We start from the raw sequence: 16,606 nt of genomic DNA, 5'->3' as shown, positions 1-16,606 counted from the left end.
GCAGGGCGGTGAGCACCCCGGCGCTCCACCTCGCCGGCGTCCTGCTGCCCGAGGCCGAGCAGCGGGACGTGTGGGTCCGCGACGGGCGGCTGACCTTCGAGTCGGTCCCGGGCGCGGAGACCGTCAGCCGCGGCGGGTGGCTGGTCCCGGGGCTGGTCGACGCCCACTGCCACGTGGGCATCGGCCGCGGCGGCGTGCACGTCGAGGACCTCGCCGGGCTGCGCGAGCAGGCCCTCGCCGAGCGGGACGCCGGCGTGCTGGCGCTGCGCGACTGCGGCTCACCGGTGGACACCCGCGCGCTGGACGACGAACCGGACCTGCCGCGGATCATCCGGGCCGGCCGGCACCTGGCGGCACCGCGGCGCTACATCCCCGGGCTGGCGGTCGAGCTGGCGCCCGGCGACCTCGCCGCCGAGGTGCGCGTGCAGGCCCGCCGCGGCGACGGCTGGGTGAAGCTCGTCGGCGACTGGATCGACCGCGGTGCCGGCGACCTGGCACCCGAGTGGCCGGCCGACGCGGTCGCCGCCGCGATCGCGGTCGCGCACGAGGAGGGTGCCCGGGTCACCGCGCACACCTTCGGCACCGACGCGCTGCCCGACCTGATCCGCGCGGGCATCGACTGCATCGAGCACGGCACCGGCCTGACGGAGGAGCTCATCGGCGAGATGGCCGCGCGCGGCACCGCCGTCGTCCCGACGCTGGTCAACGTGGAGAACTTCCCGTCCTTCGCCGCCGCGGGGGAGGCGAGGTTCCCCGCCTACGCCAGCACGATGCGGCGGCTGTACGCGTCGTCGGGGGCGGTGGTCCGGGCGGCGTTCGAGGCGGGTGTCCCCGTCTTCGCCGGCACCGACGCCGGCGGCGGGATCGACCACGGCCGCATCGCCGACGAGGTGCGCGCTCTGGCCGAGGCGGGCCTGCCGGCCGAGGCCGCGCTGGCTGCGGCGTCGTGGTCGGCCCGGGACTGGCTGGGCCTGCCGTGCCTCGAGGAGGGGGCGCCGGCCGACCTGGTCGTCTACGACAACGACCCCCGCACGGACCTCGACACGCTCGCCCGGCCGCAGCTCACCGTCCTGCGCGGCCGCGTCCACTGACCCGTCCCGGGATCGTCCCGACGGGGGCACGGGGACGGGTTCCACGGCGGTGCGGGAGGGCACCTCGCCGCGGGTGGAGCCCGGAGGGCGACAATGCGCTCCGTGCTCCTGCGGATGTCCACCCTGTTCCTGCGCACCCTGCGCGACGACCCGGCCGACGCCGAGGTCCCCAGCCACCGCCTCCTGGTCCGGGCGGGTTACATCCGGCGGGCCGCGCCGGGCGGGTTCACCTGGTTGCCGCTGGGCTACCGGGTCTTCCGCAACGTCGAGCGGGTGATCCGCGAGGAGATGGACCGGATGGGCGCGCAGGAGGTGCACTTCCCGGCGCTGCTGCCCCGCGAGCCCTACGAGGCCACCGGTCGCTGGACCGAGTACGGCGACAACCTCTTCCGCCTCAAGGACCGCCGCGGCGTGGACCACCTCCTCGGCCCCACGCACGAGGAGATGTTCACGCTCCTCGTGAAGGACCTGTACTCGTCGTACAAGGACCTCCCGTTGTCGCTGTACCAGATCCAGACCAAGTACCGGGACGAGGCGCGGCCGCGGGCGGGCCTGCTGCGCGGCCGCGAGTTCACGATGAAGGACAGCTACTCCTTCGACGTCGACGACGCCGGCCTGGACAAGAGCTACGCCGCCCACCGCGACGCCTACATCCGGATCTTCGACCGGCTGGGGCTGGAGTACGTGATCGTCTCGGCGATGTCCGGGGCGATGGGCGGGTCCAGGAGCGAGGAGTTCCTGCACCCGACCGAGATCGGCGAGGACACCTTCGTCCGCTCGGCGGGCGGCTACGCGGCCAACGTGGAGGCGGTCACCACCGTCGTCCCCGACGAGATCCCCGTCGACGGGCTGCCCGAGGCGCACGTCGAGGACACCCCGGACACCCCGACCATCGAGACCCTCGTCGCCGTCGCCCGGCAGCTGTTCCCGGACGCCGGGTACACCGCCGCGTCGACGCTGAAGAACGTCGTCGTCACCCTCGTCCACCCCGACGGGACGCGCGAGCCGCTCGTCGTCGGCATCCCCGGCGACCGGGAGCTCGACACCAAGCGCCTGGAGGCCCAGGTCGCCCCGGCGGAGGTCGAGCCGTTCACCGAGTTCGAGGAGCACCCGCGGCTGGTCAAGGGCTACATCGGCCCGCAGGTGCTCGGCGCCGACAGCGAGTCGGGCATCCGCTACCTGGTCGATCCGCGGGTGGTGCGCGGCAGCCGCTGGATCACCGGGGCCAACGAGACGGGCAAGCACGTCTTCGACCTCGTCGCCGGCCGGGACTTCACCTGGGACGGCGTGATCGAGGCCGCCGAGGTGCTGCCCGGCGACCTCGCCCCGGACGGCTCCGGCCCGCTGGAGCTGGCCCGCGGCGTGGAGATCGGCCACATCTTCCAGCTCGGCCGCAAGTACGCCGAGGCGCTGGAGCTGAAGGTGCTCGACGAGAACGGCAAGCTCGTCACGGTCACCATGGGTTCCTACGGGATCGGCGTCTCGCGGGCCGTGGCGGCGATCGCCGAGTCCACGCACGACGAGCTGGGCCTGGTCTGGCCGCGCGAGATCGCCCCGGCCGACGTGCACCTCGTGGCCACGGGCAAGGACGCCGCCGTCTTCGAGGCCGCGGAGTCCCTCGCCCAGGAGCTGCAGGCCGCCGGGCTGACCGTCCTCTACGACGACCGGCCGAAGGTCTCGCCGGGGGTGAAGTTCAAGGACGCCGAGCTGCTCGGGATGCCGACGATCGTCACGGTCGGCCGCGGCCTGGCCGACGGCGTGCTCGAGCTGCGGGACCGCGCGACCGGGCAGCGCGAGGAGGTGCCGGTCGGGGAGGCGGCGGCCCGCGTGGTGGCCGCCGTCCGCGGCTGAGGGACCCCGTCCCCCTTCCGTCTCGCGGGCTCGCCGCGAGCCCCTGGACGGGGCCGGGCCGAGCGGAGCGACGTCACCCGGCGACGAGCTCCACCTCGTACCCGTCGGCGTCCTCGAGGTAGGCGGCCCGGTGCTCCGGGCCGCCGGCGAACGGGTGCCGGTCGGGGAAGAGCAGCCGCCAGCCGTGGGACGGCGCCTCCGCGACCAGGTCGTCGAGCTCGGCCGCCGTCCCGGCCCAGAACGCGAGGTGGTTCAGGCCGGGGGAGCGGCGCTCGTGGACGGTCCCGTCCAGGTCCGGGGACTGCTCGACGACGACGTAGACGTCGCCCGACCGCCACGACCGGCCGTGCGCCCAGGACTGGTACGGCTGCGCCCCGAGTGCGGTCAGCAGCCAGCCCCAGGAGTGCTCGGCGCGGGCCAGGTCGGGGACCCAGACCTCGATGTGGTGCAGCAGGCCTCGCCTCGGCATGGGGCCATCCTGCGGGATCTGGCATGATGGTCGGTCGAACACGGCGGTGGGCGGCCCTCTCACCGTTGCCGGCCGTGTCCCTGGCTCCGCCCCGGCGTACCCCACGCGTCCGTCCGGCGAGCAACCGACGAAAGCGTTCGAGGAGAACACGAGCCACCGTGGCCACCAAGATCAAGCTCATGCGCCTGGGCAAGATGCGCGCGCCGTACTACCGGATCGTCGTCGCCGACGCCCGCACCAAGCGGGACGGCCGCTCGATCGAGACGATCGGCAAGTACCACCCGAAGGAGGACCCGTCCTTCATCGAGGTCGACTCCGAGCGCGCCCAGTACTGGCTGGGTGTCGGCGCGCAGCCGACCGAGGCCGTCGCCGCCATCTTCCGGGTGACCGGTGACTGGCAGAAGTTCAAGGGCGAGCCGGCCCCGCCGCCCATGAAGGTCGCCGCCCCGAAGCCGGACAAGAAGGCCCTCTACGAGGAGGCCGTCCGCAACGCCGGCGCCGAGGAGCCGGCCACCGGTGCGACCACCCCGAAGAAGAAGGCCGCACCCAAGGCCGACGACGCGGCTGCCGCCGCCGAGACGCCCGCCGAGTAAGACGTGCTCGAAGAGGCGCTCGAGCACCTGGTCAAGGGCATCGTCGACCACCCCGAGGACGTCACGGTCGACCTGCTCAGCAACCGGCGCGGCAAGACCCTGGAGGTCCGGGTCCACCCCGACGACCTCGGCAAGGTCATCGGCCGCGGCGGTCGCACCGCCAAGGCGCTGCGCACCGTGATGACCGGCGTCGGCGGGCGGGGCCTGCGGGTCGACGTCGTCGACACCGACGGGCGCTGAGCCCTCCCTCGGAGGGCTCGCTCTTCGATGGACCCAGCCGCCAACGACCCCACCGACACCGTGGTGGTCGGCCGCATCGGCCGACCCCACGGTGTCCGTGGTGAGGTGACCGTCGAGATCCGCACCGACGACCCCGACCTCCGGTTCGCCGCCGGCGCCGTCCTGCTCACCGAGCCCGCCGCGCGCGGGCCGCTCACCGTCGCCGGCCGCCGCTGGCACCGCGACGTCCTCCTGCTGCTCCTCGAGGGCCCCGACGGCCAGGTCGTCGACAGCCGCGAGGCGGCCGAGGAGCTGCGCAACACCGAGCTGCACGTCCCGGTCGCCGACCTGCCGCAGCTCGAGGACCCCGACGCCTACTACGACCACCAGCTGGTCGGGCTCACCGCCCGCCTGACCGACGACACCGTCCTCGGCGAGGTGGCCGCCGTGCGCCACGAGGGCGCCGACCTGCTCGTCGTCCGCCGGAGCGAGGGTGGGGAGCTGCTGGTCCCGTTCGTGGCGGCGATCGTGCCCACCGTGGACCTGGCCGGGGGGTTCGTCGTGGTCGACCCGCCCGAGGGCCTGCTGGAGCTGTAGACCCATGCGGATCGACGTCATCACGATCTTCCCCGAGTACCTGGCGCCGCTGCGCCAGTCGCTGCTGGGCAAGGCTGCCGAGCGGGGCCTGGTCAGCATCGGCGTGCACGACCTGCGGCAGTGGACCGACGACGTCCACCGCACCGTCGACGACGCGCCCTACGGCGGCGGGCCCGGCATGGTCATGCGCCCCGAGCCGTGGGGCCGCGCCCTGGACGCCGTGCGAGCCCCGGGCACCCGGCTGGTCGTGCCCACGCCCGCCGGGCGCCCGTTCACGCAGGCGCTGGCGGCGGAGTGGGCCACCGAACCCGGCCTGGTCTTCGCCTGCGGCCGGTACGAGGGCATCGACCAGCGGGTCGCCGACTGGGCCGCCGACGCCGGGCCGGTGTCGGAGGTCTCCATCGGCGACTACGTGCTCGCCGGTGGGGAGTCCGCGGTGCTGGTGATGGTCGAGGCGGTCACCCGGCTGCTGCCCGGCGTCGTGGGCAACCGGGAGTCGGTCGAGTACGACTCGCACGCCGACGGCCTGCTGGAAGGGCCGTCCTACACGCGGCCGGCCTCCTGGCGGGGCCACGACGTCCCCCCGGTGCTGCTCTCCGGCGACCACGCCGCCATCGCCCGGTGGCGGCGCGCGGAGTCGCTGCGGCGCACCGCCACCCGCCGTCCCGACCTGCTGGCCGCCCTGCCCGAGGACGCGCTGACCCCCGGCGACCGCGCCGTCCTCGACGGTGCCTGAGCGTCCCTGGGTGCGCCCGACGGCCCGGGTGGTCGTGCTGGACCCCGCGGGGCGGGTGCTGCTGCTCGGTGCCCGGCTGACCGACCCCGCGGTGCCGCCGGGCGAGGTGCTGTTCTGGTACACGCCGGGTGGGGGAGTCGAGCCGGGGGAGAGCGTCCGGGACGCCGCCGTCCGGGAGCTGGCCGAGGAGATCGGGCTGCGCGTGGACCCCGCCGCGCTCGAGGGCCCGGTGTGGTTCCGGCGACACGTGGGCCCCTTCGCCGGGGTCCAGATCGACTCCCGCGAGACCTTCTTCGTGCTGCGCGACGTCGTCCACGAGGTGGACCCCCGGGGGCGCACGGAGCTGGAGGTCCTCGGCGAGGAGCCGCACCGCTGGTGGAGCGCCGCGGAGGTCGCTGCGGAGGCCGTGGAGTTCGCGCCGCGGGAGCTGGCCGGCCTCCTGTCGGAGCTGCTGGCCGGTCCGTGGACGGGGCCGCCGCGCTTCGTCGGCTGAAGATGTGGCACCATAGAGTGCTGCTGCGGACCGTCGGTCCCTCGACGGGAGCTCCTCCCGGAGTGCAGCTCCCCGGATCGGACAGCCGGGGCCGCTCGCTGTCCGCACCGTGAACGACGTAACCGCTAGGACAGGACTGCCGCGATGAACACCCTGGACGTACTCGACGCCGACTCGCTGCGCGACGACATCCCCGAGTTCCGCCCGGGCGACACCGTCAAGGTGCACGTGCGCGTCATCGAGGGCAACCGCTCGCGCATCCAGGTCTTCCAGGGTGTGGTCATCCGCCGCCAGGGCGGGGGCATCCGCGAGACCTTCACCGTCCGCAAGGTGAGCTTCGGCGTCGGCGTGGAGCGCACCTTCCCGGTGCACACCCCGGTCGTGGAGAAGATCGAGATCGTGACCCGCGGTGACGTGCGTCGCGCCAAGCTGTACTACCTGCGCGAGCTCCGCGGCAAGGCCGCCAAGATCAAGGAGAAGCGCGAGACCGTCTCTCGCTGACACGCTCCCTCGGCCGGGGAACCGGCCTGACCGCGGCGGGTCTCCCGCGGCCGTACGCTGGCTCCGATGAGCAGTGACCGGCCCGGGAGGCCCGCCGACGTCGTTCCGGAGGGCGAGGAGCCCTCCCCGGCCACCTCCGCCGGTGACATCGCCCCCGACGAGCCCGCGCCGGCTTCCCGCCGCTGGCGCCGCCGCGAGCGGCCGCAGGACCAGAAGAAGGGCTCGCTGCTGCGCGAGCTCCCCGTGCTCCTCGTCGTCGCCTTCGTGCTCGCGCTGCTGGTGAAGACCTTCCTCGTGCAGGCGTTCTTCATCCCCTCCGGGTCGATGGAGCAGACGCTGCACGGCTGCCCGGGCTGCACCGGCGACCGGGTCGTGGTGAACAAGGTGCCCTACTGGTTCGGCGAGCCCGAACCGGGCGACATCGTCGTCTTCCAGGGACCGGAGACGTGGTCCCCGGAGGTCGACGTCGCCGAGCCCACCAACTGGTTCACCGGCGCCCTGCTGTGGCTCGGGCGGGCGGTCGGTGTGGCCCCGCCCAGCGAGGACGACTTCGTCAAGCGGGTGATCGCCACCGAGGGCCAGACCGTCGCCTGCTGTGACGCCGAGGGTCGGGTCACGGTGGACGGCGAGCCGCTCGACGAGCCCTACATCTTCGAGAACACCCCGATCGAGACGCGGGCGTTCGACCCGGTCACCGTCCCCGAGGGCCGCCTCTGGGTCATGGGCGACCACCGGTCGGCCTCGGCGGACTCGCGCTCCCACGTGGGCGACGAGAACTCCGGGACGATCGCGGTCAGCGACGTCATCGGGAAGGCTGCGCTCATCGTCTGGCCGCTGGACCGCTTCGGCCTGCTGGGCTCGCCCGACATCCAGGGCGTGGAGGCGGCCGGGGAGCCGACGTCGGGAGCCGCGGCCGTGGCCGCCCCCTACGCGCTGGGCCTGGTGGGTGCGGTGCCGCTCACCGCCTGGCGGCGACGGCGGAGCAGGTCCGCGCGCCGCCGTACCTGACCGCCCGGCCGACCTGCCGAGACCCGCACACGCCCACCGCGTGTGCGGGTCTCGTCGTCTCCGCGCGTCGTCGTGGAAATGGCATCGCCATGTCGACACGGAAAGTGAGGTCACCATTCCGCTGTTGTCCGTGTGACTGGACAATGGCCCGGAGGCTTCGTCGGAATTCTTCTGAGAATTTCTCGGAAAACGTTCAAGCAACCGTCTCACCCGTCCGATGGAGATGGCGTAGGCCACCGATTGCGTGAAACGGAGTCAGCTGTGTCCGCACCCCTGGCGAGCGCCGCCCGCGGCGTCACCCGCGTGCTCATCCTCGCCGATGCCCCCGTCCTCCGGCGGGGTCTGGTGAGCATGATCAACGAGACCGCCGGCATGCAGTCGGTCGGGACCCCGGGCGAGCTGCGCCGGGCGCTGACCCTCGTCGAGACCGCCCGCCCGGACGCCGTCGTCGTCGAGCTGGGCCCCGGTCGCGCCGCCACGCTGAACGCCTGCCGGGACCTGCGCCGCCGGTACCCCCGGGTGACGATCGTGGCCCTGGGCACCTCCGAGGACCCGGCCGTGGTGAACGAGGCGCTGGCCGCCGGCGTCCGCGGCTACCTCATGATCAACACCTCGCCGACCCTCCTCGGGTGGGCGATCCTGGCCGCCCGTGCCGGCCGCACCGTGGTCGACCCGCAGATCCGCCGCGTCGAGCCCTCGGCCACCCCGGCGCCGAAGCCGCTCACCCCGGAGGTGCCGCTCACCCGGCGCGAGTCCGACGTGCTCGACGAGCTGATCCAGGGCCAGTCCAACCGGCAGATCGGCCGGAACCTGTTCATCAGCGAGGACACCGTGAAGTCCCACGTGAAGGCCATCCTGCGCAAGCTGGGCGCCCGTGACCGGGCGCACGCGGTCTCCCTGGTGCTCTCCTCGCGCAACGGTGGGTGCACCTGCGGCGCCCACAGCCTCGCTCCCGCCGAGGCCTGACCCTCCCGACTCCGGTCCCGGTGCCGGCGGTCCCGCCGCCGTCGCCGCGTACCGGGGGCGCCCGTCCGGACCGTCCGCCTCCTCGGCGGTCCACCCGGGCGCCCGACCGGGCCGCTGGTCGGTCCACCGACCGGGCCGCCGCCGGCCCGGAACCGGGCCGCTCGCCGGTCCACCGAACGGGCCGCCGCCGGCCCGCCGGTCCACGGGCCGGTCCCCTTTGACCCCGGGGACCGGCCCGTGGCGTCTCCGGAGCAGGGTGCTGCTCGGTGCAGCGGCCACCGGACCGGCGGGAGTGCGCGATCCGGTCACCATCGCGTCGTACTGTCGGAGCGCGATGGCTCTCCGTACCACCCCCGTCCCCGTCGAACCGGGCGCCCGTGTCCGGCGGGTGCGGGCCGCCGAGGACCGTCCGGACGCCCTGTGGGAGATGGAGCGCTCCCTGCGCCGCCGCGGCTTCGGCTCGATCGCCGGTGCCGACGAGGCCGGCCGCGGGGCCTGTGCCGGGCCCCTCGTCGCCGCCGCGTGCGTGCTGCCTGCCGGCCGGCGGGGCCGGGTCCCGGGGCTCGCGGACTCCAAGCTGCTCACCGCGGCGGCACGGGACCGGGTCTACGCGGAGATCCTCGACCGCGCCGTCGCCTGGTCGGTCGTCGTCATGCCGGTGTCCGACCTGGACGCCCGCGGCATGCACGTGACCAACATCGAGGCCCTGCGCCGGGCGGTGTGGACCCTCGACCCGGAGCCGGACTACGTCCTCACCGACGGGTTCCCGGTGTCCGGCCTCGCCCGCCCCACGCTGGCGGTCTGGAAGGGCGACCGCGTGGCGGCCTGCGTCGCGGCGGCCTCCGTGCTGGCCAAGGTCACCCGCGACCGGATCATGCTCGACCTGCACGAGCGGTGGCCGGAGTACGACTTCGCCGTCCACAAGGGCTACATCACCGACGTGCACAGCGCCGCGCTGGACCGTCACGGTCCCTGCCCCGAGCACCGGATGCGTTTCGTCAACGTCGCCCGCGCCCGCGACGCACACGCCGAGCGGGTACTCCACCTGACCGGCTCCGCCGCCATGGTCGATGATGGGTCCATGCGCCCTGTGTCCGGAGAGTCGCGATGAGCACCGAGGACCTGGAGAAGTACGAGACCGAGATGGAGCTGCAGCTCTATCGCGAGTACCGGGACATCGTCCGGCAGTTCACGTACGTGGTGGAGACCGAGCGGCGCTTCTACCTCGCCAACGCCGTCGACCTGCAGGTCCGGGAGGCCGGGGGCGAGGTCTACTTCGAGCTCAAGCTCTCCGACGCCTGGGTGTGGGACATGTACCGGCCGGCGCGCTTCGTGCGCAACGTGCGCGTCCTGACCTTCAAGGACGTCAACGTCGAGGAGCTCGACAAGCCCGACCTCGAGCTGCCCGACGGCCCCCGGCTGACCTGACTCCCGCTCCACCCCGCCCAGGCTGCCCGGCGCGTCCGTCACGGACCGCCCGACCGTCCACAGGGGGGCCGTCCGTCCACAGGAGCCCGGCGCGCCTGGTGCCGGGTCGCCCGGCGGGGCGACGGTCGCCGGGTGCGAACGAGATCGGACCTCGGCCTCCAGGGCGAGCGCATCGCCGCCGCCTACCTCACCGACCGGGGCCTGCGCGTCCTCGACCGGAACTGGCGCTGCCGCGACGGTGAGCTCGACATCGTCGCCCGGGAGGGCGACGCGCTGGTCTTCTGCGAGGTGAAGACCCGCAGCGCGGTGGGCTTCGGCCACCCCGTGGAGGCAGTCGGCCCGCTCAAGCAGCGCCGGCTGCGCACGCTGGCCCAGCGGTGGCTGGCCGCCCACGACGAGCACGCGCCCGAACTGCGCTTCGACGTCGTCGGGGTCCTGGTGCGGCCCGCGGAACCGGCGCTGGTCACGCACCTGAGGGCGGCCTTCTCGTGACGCTCGCGCGCACGTGGTCGGTCGGTCTCGCCGGGGTGCACGGCGCCATGGTCGACGTCGAGGTCGACATGTCCTCCGGTGTCCCTCAGGTGGTCCTGGTCGGTCTGCCCGACGCCGTCGTCCGGCAGTCCGTGGACCGCGTGCGGGCGGCCGTGGTCAACGCCGGCGGCAAGTGGCCGCTGCGGCGGATCACGATCGGCCTGTCCCCGGCGTCGATGCCCAAGCAGGGGAGCGGCTTCGACCTGGCCCTGGCCGCCGCGGTCCTCGCCGCCGACGGCGCCGTCCCGGCGGAGTCGGTGGGGCGGCTGGTGCTGATCGGTGAGCTGGCCCTGGACGGCACCGTCCGCGCCGTCCGCGGGGTGCTGCCCGCGGTGCTCGCCGCCGCCCGGGCGGGCCACGGCACGGTCGTGGTCCCCACCGGGAACGCGGAGGAGGCCGCCCTGGTGGAGGGCATCGAGGTGCGCGCCGCCGGCACACTCGCCGAGCTCGTCGCCCACCTGCGGGGGCGGACGGCGTTGCCGCGCCACACCCGCGGCCCGCTGGCGTCACCGCCCCCCGGCCCGGACCTGGGGGACGTCGTCGGCCAGCCCATCGGCCGCCGCGCGGTCGAGGTGGCCGCCGCCGGTGGCCACCACCTGTTCCTCACCGGGCCGCCAGGTGCCGGCAAGACGATGCTCGCCGAGCGCCTGCCGGGGCTGCTGCCGCCGCTGGACGAGCCGGCGGCCCTCGAGGTGACCGCGATCCACTCGGTCGCCGGCACCCTGCCGCCCGGCGCGCCCCTGGTCACGCGTCCGACGTTCGAGGCGCCGCACCACTCCGCGACGATGGCCGCGCTGGTGGGAGGCGGCTCCGGGCAGATCCGGCCCGGAGCGCTCTGCCGCGCCCACCGCGGCGTGCTCTTCCTCGACGAGGCACCCGAGTTCCCCCGGGCGGTGCTCGACACGCTGCGCCAGCCGCTCGAACGGGGGCAGGTGACGATCTCGCGGGCCAGCGGAGCGGCGACCTTCCCGTGCCGGGCGCAGTTGGTGCTCGCCGCCAACCCCTGTCCCTGTGCCAGCGCCGCAGGGGAGGCCGCCTGCACCTGCAGCGCGCTGGAGCGGCGGCGCTACCAGTCGCGGCTGTCCGGGCCGCTGCTCGACCGCATCGACCTGCGCGTCGACCTCCCCGCCGTCACCCGGGCGGCCTGGCTGGAGGCCGGCACCACGCCGGAGTCGACGCCGGTCGTGGCCGCGCGGGTGCTCGCGGCGCGCGCCGCCGCCACCGAGCGGCTCTCCGGCACGGGACTCGCCCTCAACAGCCAGGTGCCCGGCCGGCTGCTGCGCGAGCGGTGGGCGCCACCCCGGGCGGCGCTGGGGCTCGTCGAGCGTGCGCTGGAACGCGGGGCGCTCTCGGTGCGGGGCTACGACCGTGTGCTCCGGGTGGCCTGGACCCTCGCCGACCTCGCCGGCCGCACGGTCCCCGCGGCCGACGACGTCGCCGAGGCACTCGGCCTGCGGCTGCAGCGGGTGGCGGCATGACCGCCGTGCCGAGCCTCGACGAGGACATGGAGGAGGCGGTCGGGGGCGTCGACGGGCGGCCCTCGCCGGCGGTGCGGCGGGCCCGCGCGTGGCTGAGCCGGGCGGCCGAGCCGGGGAGCATCCCGTTCTGGCGTTTCGTCGACGAGGTCGGCCCGGTGGAGGCGGTGCGGCGGCTGCGTGGCGGTCGCGCTCCCGACGCCGTCCGGGCCCTCGTCGGTGCACGCGCTGCCCAGGACGCCTCCCTGGCCGACCTGGCGCGCGCCGAGCGCTGCGGCGCCCGGCTCCTGGTCCCCGAGGACGACGAGTGGCCCGGTCTGCTGCTGCACTCGCTGACCCTCGCGACGGCCGAGGAGCCGGAGGCCCCCCGGGACCAGTCGCCCCGGACGACCGCCCCCGTCCCCCCGCTCGCGCTGTGGGTGCGGGGGCCGGCGCGGCTCGACGAGCTGGCCGACCGCTCGGTCGCGATCGTGGGCGCCCGGGCCTCGACCGCGTACGGCGAGCACGTGGCGGGGGAACTCGGGCACCAGCTGGGGGAGCGGGGGTGGACGGTGGTGTCCGGCGGGGCCTTCGGGATCGACGCTGCCGCGCACCGGGGCGCCCTCGCCGCGGAGGCGCCGACCGTCGCCGTCCTGGCCTGCGGGGTCGACCGGCCCTACCCCGCCGCCCACGGGGCGCTGTTCCACCGGATCGCCGAGCAGGGCCTGCTCGTCAGCGAGTGGCCGCCGGGAGCCGCTCCGCACCGCCACCGCTTCCTGGTCCGCAACCGGCTCATCGCCGCGCTGACCCGCGGCACCGTCGTCGTGGAGGCCGCCGCCCGGTCCGGGGCGCTGGCGACGGCGCGCCGGGCCGGGCGACTCGGCCGGCGGGTCCTCGTGGTGCCCGGGCCGGTCACCTCGGCCATGTCGGTGGGCTGCCACGAGCTGCTCCGGGAGGCGGAGCTGCAGGCGGCACTGGTGGCCAACGCGGCGCACGTGCTGGAGGAGGTCGGCCGACTGGGGGAGGACCTCGCCGACCCGCCCGAACGGCCGGCCGATGCGCGGGACGGGCTCTCGGACGTCGCCGTGCGCGTCCTTGACGCCTGCCCGGTGCGGGTGGGGGTCAGCCCGGAGCGGCTGTCCGCGATCGCCGGCTGCGACGTGCTCGACGTGCTGCGCGTGCTCCCCGCGCTGGAGCTCGCGGACCTGGTGGAGTGGACGGGCACCGGCTGGCGGATCGCGTCGCAGCGGGGACCAGCGCCGCGCAGATGACGCGCGTGGCCCCCATGACACCGCTGCGGCCGCGTCCGAGCCGGACGCGGCCGCATTGCCCTACTCCCGAGGTTGTTGCCATGTCGCAGTGCCGGTGCAGTCACATCAGACGGCGAGGATGTACAGGTTGCCGTAGTCGTCGTCGTCACTGTGCGAGCAGTCGACGAGCATCCGATCCTCGGCGAGGAAGCCACTGAAACGGCATCGGTCAGCGCCCGTTGCTGCCTTCGTGTCCACCGTGCTGACGACGTCGCCGGTGGCCGCGTCGACGACCGTGAACATCAAGCCGTCGCTGTCGTGCTCCACGGCCAGTCTCTCGAACTCACCGCCCCGGTAGTTGGCGTCGTCCGGTAGGCCGCCGAGTGTCCAACTCGTCTGGCCATCGTCGTAGCGCAGTTCGTTGCTCAGGACGTACGCGAAGTCGCCGCTGTGGACCATGGCGCCGTCGGGTACGGGATTGGTCGGTTCGAGAACGTCGGTGGAAGCCCTCTGCCCGGTCTGGAGGTCGAGGACCGCCCAGGTTTGCGGTTTCTCGCCCCGGGACTCCCTGCCCGGGTCCCCCACTGCGACGTAGTTGCCACGTTGATCCAGGACGCAGGTTCCTGCGAGATCGGCGGGCCAGGACCAACTCACCGGGGTGCCGGTGGGGATCTCGTAGACCGCCCTCGAGTCACAGCCCGTCGAGTTGTACGTGCTGGAGACCGTGACGTAGTCGTCGGTGGCGGTGTAGTTGCCCCCCTCCCAGTCGATGGGGAGGCTGTACACCTCTTCTCCGTTGGGAGTCAGGGCGTAGAGATCGTAGTCGCGACCGTTAGGCTTCCCCTGCACGAGGAGGAGATCGGGTGCGACCACCCGGACGCCATCGAGCTCGCTGAAGTCGCCGACCGGCAGGGGGAGCAGTTCTCCGTCGGAGTTCAGGAGTTGCCCTTCCTCCAGTTCTCCGTCGTCCGGCATCACGAGTGCGAGTCCTGAGGTCTGGTCATCGGTTTCGTAATCCTCGTACAGCTCCAAGCCAGCGAAGCTGGCGAGCACCGTGCCGGGCGCCGGAGGCGGCGTCGTTGTCGCCGACGACTCCGGTTCGGCTGATTCCACCGCGGCTGACTCGCCGCCGCACGCGGCTGTGAGCGTCAGCGTCGCCAAAGACATGACCATGAGAACTGGACGGTGCTTGGTCGTGAACAACGGTCAACCCTTCGTGAGGGGGGCGGATGCATGGGTTCCGCCCTGCCGCGTGCCCCCGTGAACACGCACCGCCCCAACGGCATGTCTGCCGGCTCCGTTGAGCGAAGGCTGTTTCATCTAGCCCCGCCGAGTGAGGCACCGACGCGCCGACCTCGGTCGTCGACTCCGGCAGCAAGTTCGGGCGCGGGACTCCGCAGCCGCCGTCCGGCCAGCGATGGTCCCTCCATGGCCGGGTTCGCTGCGCGGGACGTCCCAGAGGGGAGCAACGGGACAGGCGGGTCTCGGAGTCGGCGCGGCTCCTTGACCGGCGGCGGGCGCCGTCGGACGGTTCCCCGGTGACCGCCCGGACCGCCGACGCTCGTGCTGCCCTGCCGCCGCAGCTCGCCGAGGCGCTGACCGGGTACGAGGACCACCTGCGCAGCCAGCGGGACCTGTCCGAGCACACCGTCCGCGGCTACGTCGGCGACGCCGTCTGGCTGCTCGACCACCTGACCCGGCGCGGCGGCACCCGGGTCGACGACCTCGACCTGGCCACGCTGCGCAGCTGGCTGGCCCAGGGGCGGACCCGCGGCGCGGGGCGGGCCACCACCGCGCGGCGGGCCGCCGCGGCGCGGTCGTTCACCGGCTGGTTGCGGCGGGCCGGGCTCACCTCCGAGGACGTCGGCCAGCGGCTGGTCAGCCCGAAGGCGCACCGCGTCCTGCCCGACGTGCTGGCCCCGGACCAGGCGCGGGCCGTGGTCGAGTCGGCCGCCGGCGCCGAGGAGCCGGTCGGGCTGCGTGACGCCGTCGTCCTCGAGCTGCTCTACGCCAGCGGCATCCGGGTCAGCGAGCTGGTCGGGCTCGACGTGGACGACGTCGACCGCGGCCGCCGCCTCCTGCGGGTGCTCGGCAAGGGGCGCAAGGAGCGCAGCGTGCCCTACGGCATCCCCGCGGAACGGGCGCTGGACGCCTGGCTGACCCGTGGCCGGCCCGCACTGGCGACGGCGGAGTCCGGCCCGGCGCTGCTCCTCGGCCTGCGCGGACGGCGGCTGGACCCCCGCGAGGTGCGCCGCACGGTGCACGCGGCGGTGGCCGCCGCCCCCGGAGCCCCCGACATGGGCCCCCACGGCCTGCGGCACTCCGCCGCCACCCACGTGCTGGAGGGCGGGGCGGACCTGCGCTCGGTCCAGGAGTTGCTCGGCCACGCCAGCCTCGCGACCACCCAGATCTACACCCACGTGACGGTCGAACGGCTCCGGGCGGTCCACGCCCAGGCCCACCCGCGCGCCTGACAGGAGTCCTGAACGTGTCTGACACAGTTGTCGTGCGCGCGATCGAATCGCCCGCCGTGCCCACCCCGAGGCGGCCCTGGCCGGCCTCCGAACGACCGGGAGCGCAGACCGTGCCCGAGGCCACCATCAACCGGCTCGACGGGGCCCACGACGACGCCGACGCGGCGCTGGCCGAGCTGTGGGCCACCTACGTCACCGACCGCGACCCCGCGCTGCGGGACCGGCTGATCCTCCACTACGCGCCGCTGGTCAAGTACGTCGCGGGCCGGGTCGGCAGCGGCCTGCCGGCGCACGTGGAGCAGGCCGACCTCGTCTCCTACGGCACCTTCGGTCTGATCGACGCGATCACCCGCTACCAGCCCTCGCGCGAGGTGAAGTTCGAGAGCTACGCGATGGCGCGCATCCGCGGCGCGATCATCGACGAGCTGCGCAGCACCGACTGGATCCCGCGGTCGGTGCGGATGAAGGCCCGCCAGTTCGAGCGCACCGTCGCGGCGCTGGAGAGCCGCCTGCGGCGCAGCCCCACCGACGAGGAGGTGGCCGCCGAGATGGGCATGGACGTCGAGGAGGTCCGCAAGTTCCTCGGCCAGCTGTCCCTGGTCAACGTCGTGGCCCTGGACGAGCTGCTCTCCGACGACGAGGGTGGCGCGCCCCGCCTGGTCGACACCCTGCAGGACCCCAGCGCCCTCGACCCGCAGGCGATGGCCGAGCACGGCGAGGCCCGCCAGCTCCTGGCGCGGGCGGTGGAGCAGCTGCCGGAGCGGGAGAAGGTCGTGGTCAGCCTCTACTACTTCGAGGGGCTGACCCTGGCCGACATCGGCCGTGTCCTCGGCGTCACCGAGAGCCGCATCTGCCAGCTGCACACCAAGGCGGTCCTGCACCTGCGGACCAAGCTCGCCGACATCGCGTGACGGCAGCCCGGGGAGCATCGCGGCGAGGGACGAG

19 protein-coding genes are annotated in these 16,606 nt (G+C 74.2%); 17 read left to right on the top strand and 2 right to left on the bottom strand.

The features are described from left to right. Window positions 1-8 precede the first annotated feature (8 nt). Together ACI79I_RS18605 and ACI79I_RS18600 are read left to right on the top strand one after the other, a co-directional pair. The gene (locus ACI79I_RS18605) at window positions 9-1,091 is read left to right on the top strand and encodes an amidohydrolase family protein (RefSeq protein WP_456993797.1); all 1,083 of its coding nucleotides are present in this window, start codon (window positions 9-11) and stop codon (window positions 1,089-1,091) included. Window positions 1,092-1,184: 93 nt separating this feature from the next. After that, window positions 1,185-2,942: a proline--tRNA ligase gene (locus ACI79I_RS18600; protein ID WP_456993796.1), complete on the top strand. Its 1,758-nt coding sequence runs from the start codon at window positions 1,185-1,187 to the stop codon at window positions 2,940-2,942. Between the two features lie 73 nt (window positions 2,943-3,015). Here the strand turns inward: ACI79I_RS18600 and ACI79I_RS18595 are convergent, their stop codons facing one another. Further along, a complete protein-coding gene (locus tag ACI79I_RS18595) occupies window positions 3,016-3,411 on the bottom strand; it encodes a VOC family protein (RefSeq protein WP_456993795.1) in 396 nt (131 codons plus the stop codon). Window positions 3,412-3,569: 158 nt separating this feature from the next. Here ACI79I_RS18595 and rpsP point away from each other — a divergent pair, with 158 nt between their 5' ends. From rpsP to dprA, 13 genes are all read left to right on the top strand, one after another. Further along, on the top strand, window positions 3,570-4,004 hold the full coding sequence (gene rpsP / locus ACI79I_RS18590; protein WP_456993794.1) for a 30S ribosomal protein S16: 435 nt from the start codon (window positions 3,570-3,572) through the stop codon (window positions 4,002-4,004). A 3-nt stretch (window positions 4,005-4,007) separates the two neighbouring features. Further along, a complete protein-coding gene (locus ACI79I_RS18585) occupies window positions 4,008-4,244 on the top strand; it encodes an RNA-binding protein (protein WP_012949998.1) in 237 nt (78 codons plus the stop codon). A 27-nt stretch (window positions 4,245-4,271) separates the two neighbouring features. Next, the gene (gene rimM, locus ACI79I_RS18580; protein ID WP_456993793.1) at window positions 4,272-4,820 is read left to right on the top strand and encodes a ribosome maturation factor RimM; all 549 of its coding nucleotides are present in this window, start codon (window positions 4,272-4,274) and stop codon (window positions 4,818-4,820) included. A gap of 4 nt (window positions 4,821-4,824) precedes the next feature. Beyond that, window positions 4,825-5,556: a tRNA (guanosine(37)-N1)-methyltransferase TrmD gene (trmD, locus tag ACI79I_RS18575; RefSeq protein WP_456993792.1), complete on the top strand. Its 732-nt coding sequence runs from the start codon at window positions 4,825-4,827 to the stop codon at window positions 5,554-5,556. A gap of 10 nt (window positions 5,557-5,566) precedes the next feature. Next, the gene (locus ACI79I_RS18570) at window positions 5,567-6,049 is read left to right on the top strand and encodes an NUDIX hydrolase (RefSeq protein WP_456993791.1); all 483 of its coding nucleotides are present in this window, start codon (window positions 5,567-5,569) and stop codon (window positions 6,047-6,049) included. A 144-nt stretch (window positions 6,050-6,193) separates the two neighbouring features. Next, window positions 6,194-6,550, top strand: coding sequence for a 50S ribosomal protein L19 (gene rplS, locus ACI79I_RS18565; RefSeq protein WP_456993790.1), 357 nt, complete (start codon window positions 6,194-6,196; stop codon window positions 6,548-6,550). Window positions 6,551-6,616: 66 nt separating this feature from the next. After that, the gene (gene lepB / locus ACI79I_RS18560; protein ID WP_456993789.1) at window positions 6,617-7,558 is read left to right on the top strand and encodes a signal peptidase I; all 942 of its coding nucleotides are present in this window, start codon (window positions 6,617-6,619) and stop codon (window positions 7,556-7,558) included. Window positions 7,559-7,819: 261 nt separating this feature from the next. Next, window positions 7,820-8,524: a LuxR C-terminal-related transcriptional regulator gene (locus ACI79I_RS18555; RefSeq protein WP_456993788.1), complete on the top strand. Its 705-nt coding sequence runs from the start codon at window positions 7,820-7,822 to the stop codon at window positions 8,522-8,524. Window positions 8,525-8,858: 334 nt separating this feature from the next. Further along, window positions 8,859-9,635 (top strand): ribonuclease HII, encoded by a 777-nt coding sequence (locus ACI79I_RS18550; protein WP_456993787.1) that lies wholly within the window; start codon window positions 8,859-8,861, stop codon window positions 9,633-9,635. After that, a complete protein-coding gene (locus ACI79I_RS18545; protein ID WP_456917615.1) occupies window positions 9,632-9,952 on the top strand; it encodes a DUF2469 domain-containing protein in 321 nt (106 codons plus the stop codon). Before ACI79I_RS18550 ends, ACI79I_RS18545 begins: the two co-directional genes overlap by 4 nt. 132 nt (window positions 9,953-10,084) lie before the next feature. Further along, window positions 10,085-10,444 carry a YraN family protein gene (locus ACI79I_RS18540; protein ID WP_456993786.1) on the top strand — a complete coding sequence of 120 codons (360 nt, stop codon included), beginning with the start codon at window positions 10,085-10,087 and terminating at the stop codon, window positions 10,442-10,444. Beyond that, window positions 10,441-11,961, top strand: a complete 1,521-nt coding sequence (locus ACI79I_RS18535) for a YifB family Mg chelatase-like AAA ATPase (protein WP_456993785.1) — start codon at window positions 10,441-10,443, stop codon at window positions 11,959-11,961. The genes ACI79I_RS18540 and ACI79I_RS18535 overlap by 4 nt, the downstream gene beginning before the upstream one ends. Then, entirely contained in the window at window positions 11,958-13,208 is a 1,251-nt protein-coding gene (gene dprA, locus ACI79I_RS18530; RefSeq protein WP_456993784.1) for a DNA-processing protein DprA, read from the top strand. The genes ACI79I_RS18535 and dprA overlap by 4 nt, the downstream gene beginning before the upstream one ends. A 105-nt stretch (window positions 13,209-13,313) precedes the next feature. On the opposite strand, the gene ACI79I_RS18525 is transcribed toward dprA, so the two are convergent. Beyond that, window positions 13,314-14,348 (bottom strand): hypothetical protein, encoded by a 1,035-nt coding sequence (locus ACI79I_RS18525; RefSeq protein WP_456993783.1) that lies wholly within the window; start codon window positions 14,346-14,348, stop codon window positions 13,314-13,316. Between the two features lie 377 nt (window positions 14,349-14,725). On the opposite strand from ACI79I_RS18525, the gene ACI79I_RS18520 reads away from it, so the two are divergent. Next, window positions 14,726-15,661, top strand: a complete 936-nt coding sequence (locus ACI79I_RS18520) for a tyrosine recombinase XerC (protein ID WP_456993782.1) — start codon at window positions 14,726-14,728, stop codon at window positions 15,659-15,661. A gap of 110 nt (window positions 15,662-15,771) precedes the next feature. Continuing rightward, the gene (gene whiG, locus ACI79I_RS18515; RefSeq protein ID WP_456993781.1) at window positions 15,772-16,572 is read left to right on the top strand and encodes an RNA polymerase sigma factor WhiG; all 801 of its coding nucleotides are present in this window, start codon (window positions 15,772-15,774) and stop codon (window positions 16,570-16,572) included. The last annotated feature ends 34 nt before the right edge of the window (window positions 16,573-16,606 follow it).

The sequence above is a fragment of the Geodermatophilus sp. SYSU D01105 genome (assembly GCF_054050095.1).
This window is presented reverse-complemented; position numbering and strand designations above follow the sequence as displayed.

Coding starts and splice junctions, on each gene's coding strand:
- rplS (WP_456993790.1), top strand. CDS start 6,194: ATGAACACCCTGGACGTACTCGACGCCGACTCGCTGCGCGACGACATC.
- ACI79I_RS18595 (WP_456993795.1), bottom strand. CDS start 3,411: ATGCCGAGGCGAGGCCTGCTGCACCACATCGAGGTCTGGGTCCCCGAC.
- ACI79I_RS18545 (WP_456917615.1), top strand. CDS start 9,632: ATGAGCACCGAGGACCTGGAGAAGTACGAGACCGAGATGGAGCTGCAG.
- ACI79I_RS18550 (WP_456993787.1), top strand. CDS start 8,859: ATGGCTCTCCGTACCACCCCCGTCCCCGTCGAACCGGGCGCCCGTGTC.
- dprA (WP_456993784.1), top strand. CDS start 11,958: ATGACCGCCGTGCCGAGCCTCGACGAGGACATGGAGGAGGCGGTCGGG.
- ACI79I_RS18600 (WP_456993796.1), top strand. CDS start 1,185: ATGCGCTCCGTGCTCCTGCGGATGTCCACCCTGTTCCTGCGCACCCTG.
- trmD (WP_456993792.1), top strand. CDS start 4,825: ATGCGGATCGACGTCATCACGATCTTCCCCGAGTACCTGGCGCCGCTG.
- rimM (WP_456993793.1), top strand. CDS start 4,272: ATGGACCCAGCCGCCAACGACCCCACCGACACCGTGGTGGTCGGCCGC.
- lepB (WP_456993789.1), top strand. CDS start 6,617: ATGAGCAGTGACCGGCCCGGGAGGCCCGCCGACGTCGTTCCGGAGGGC.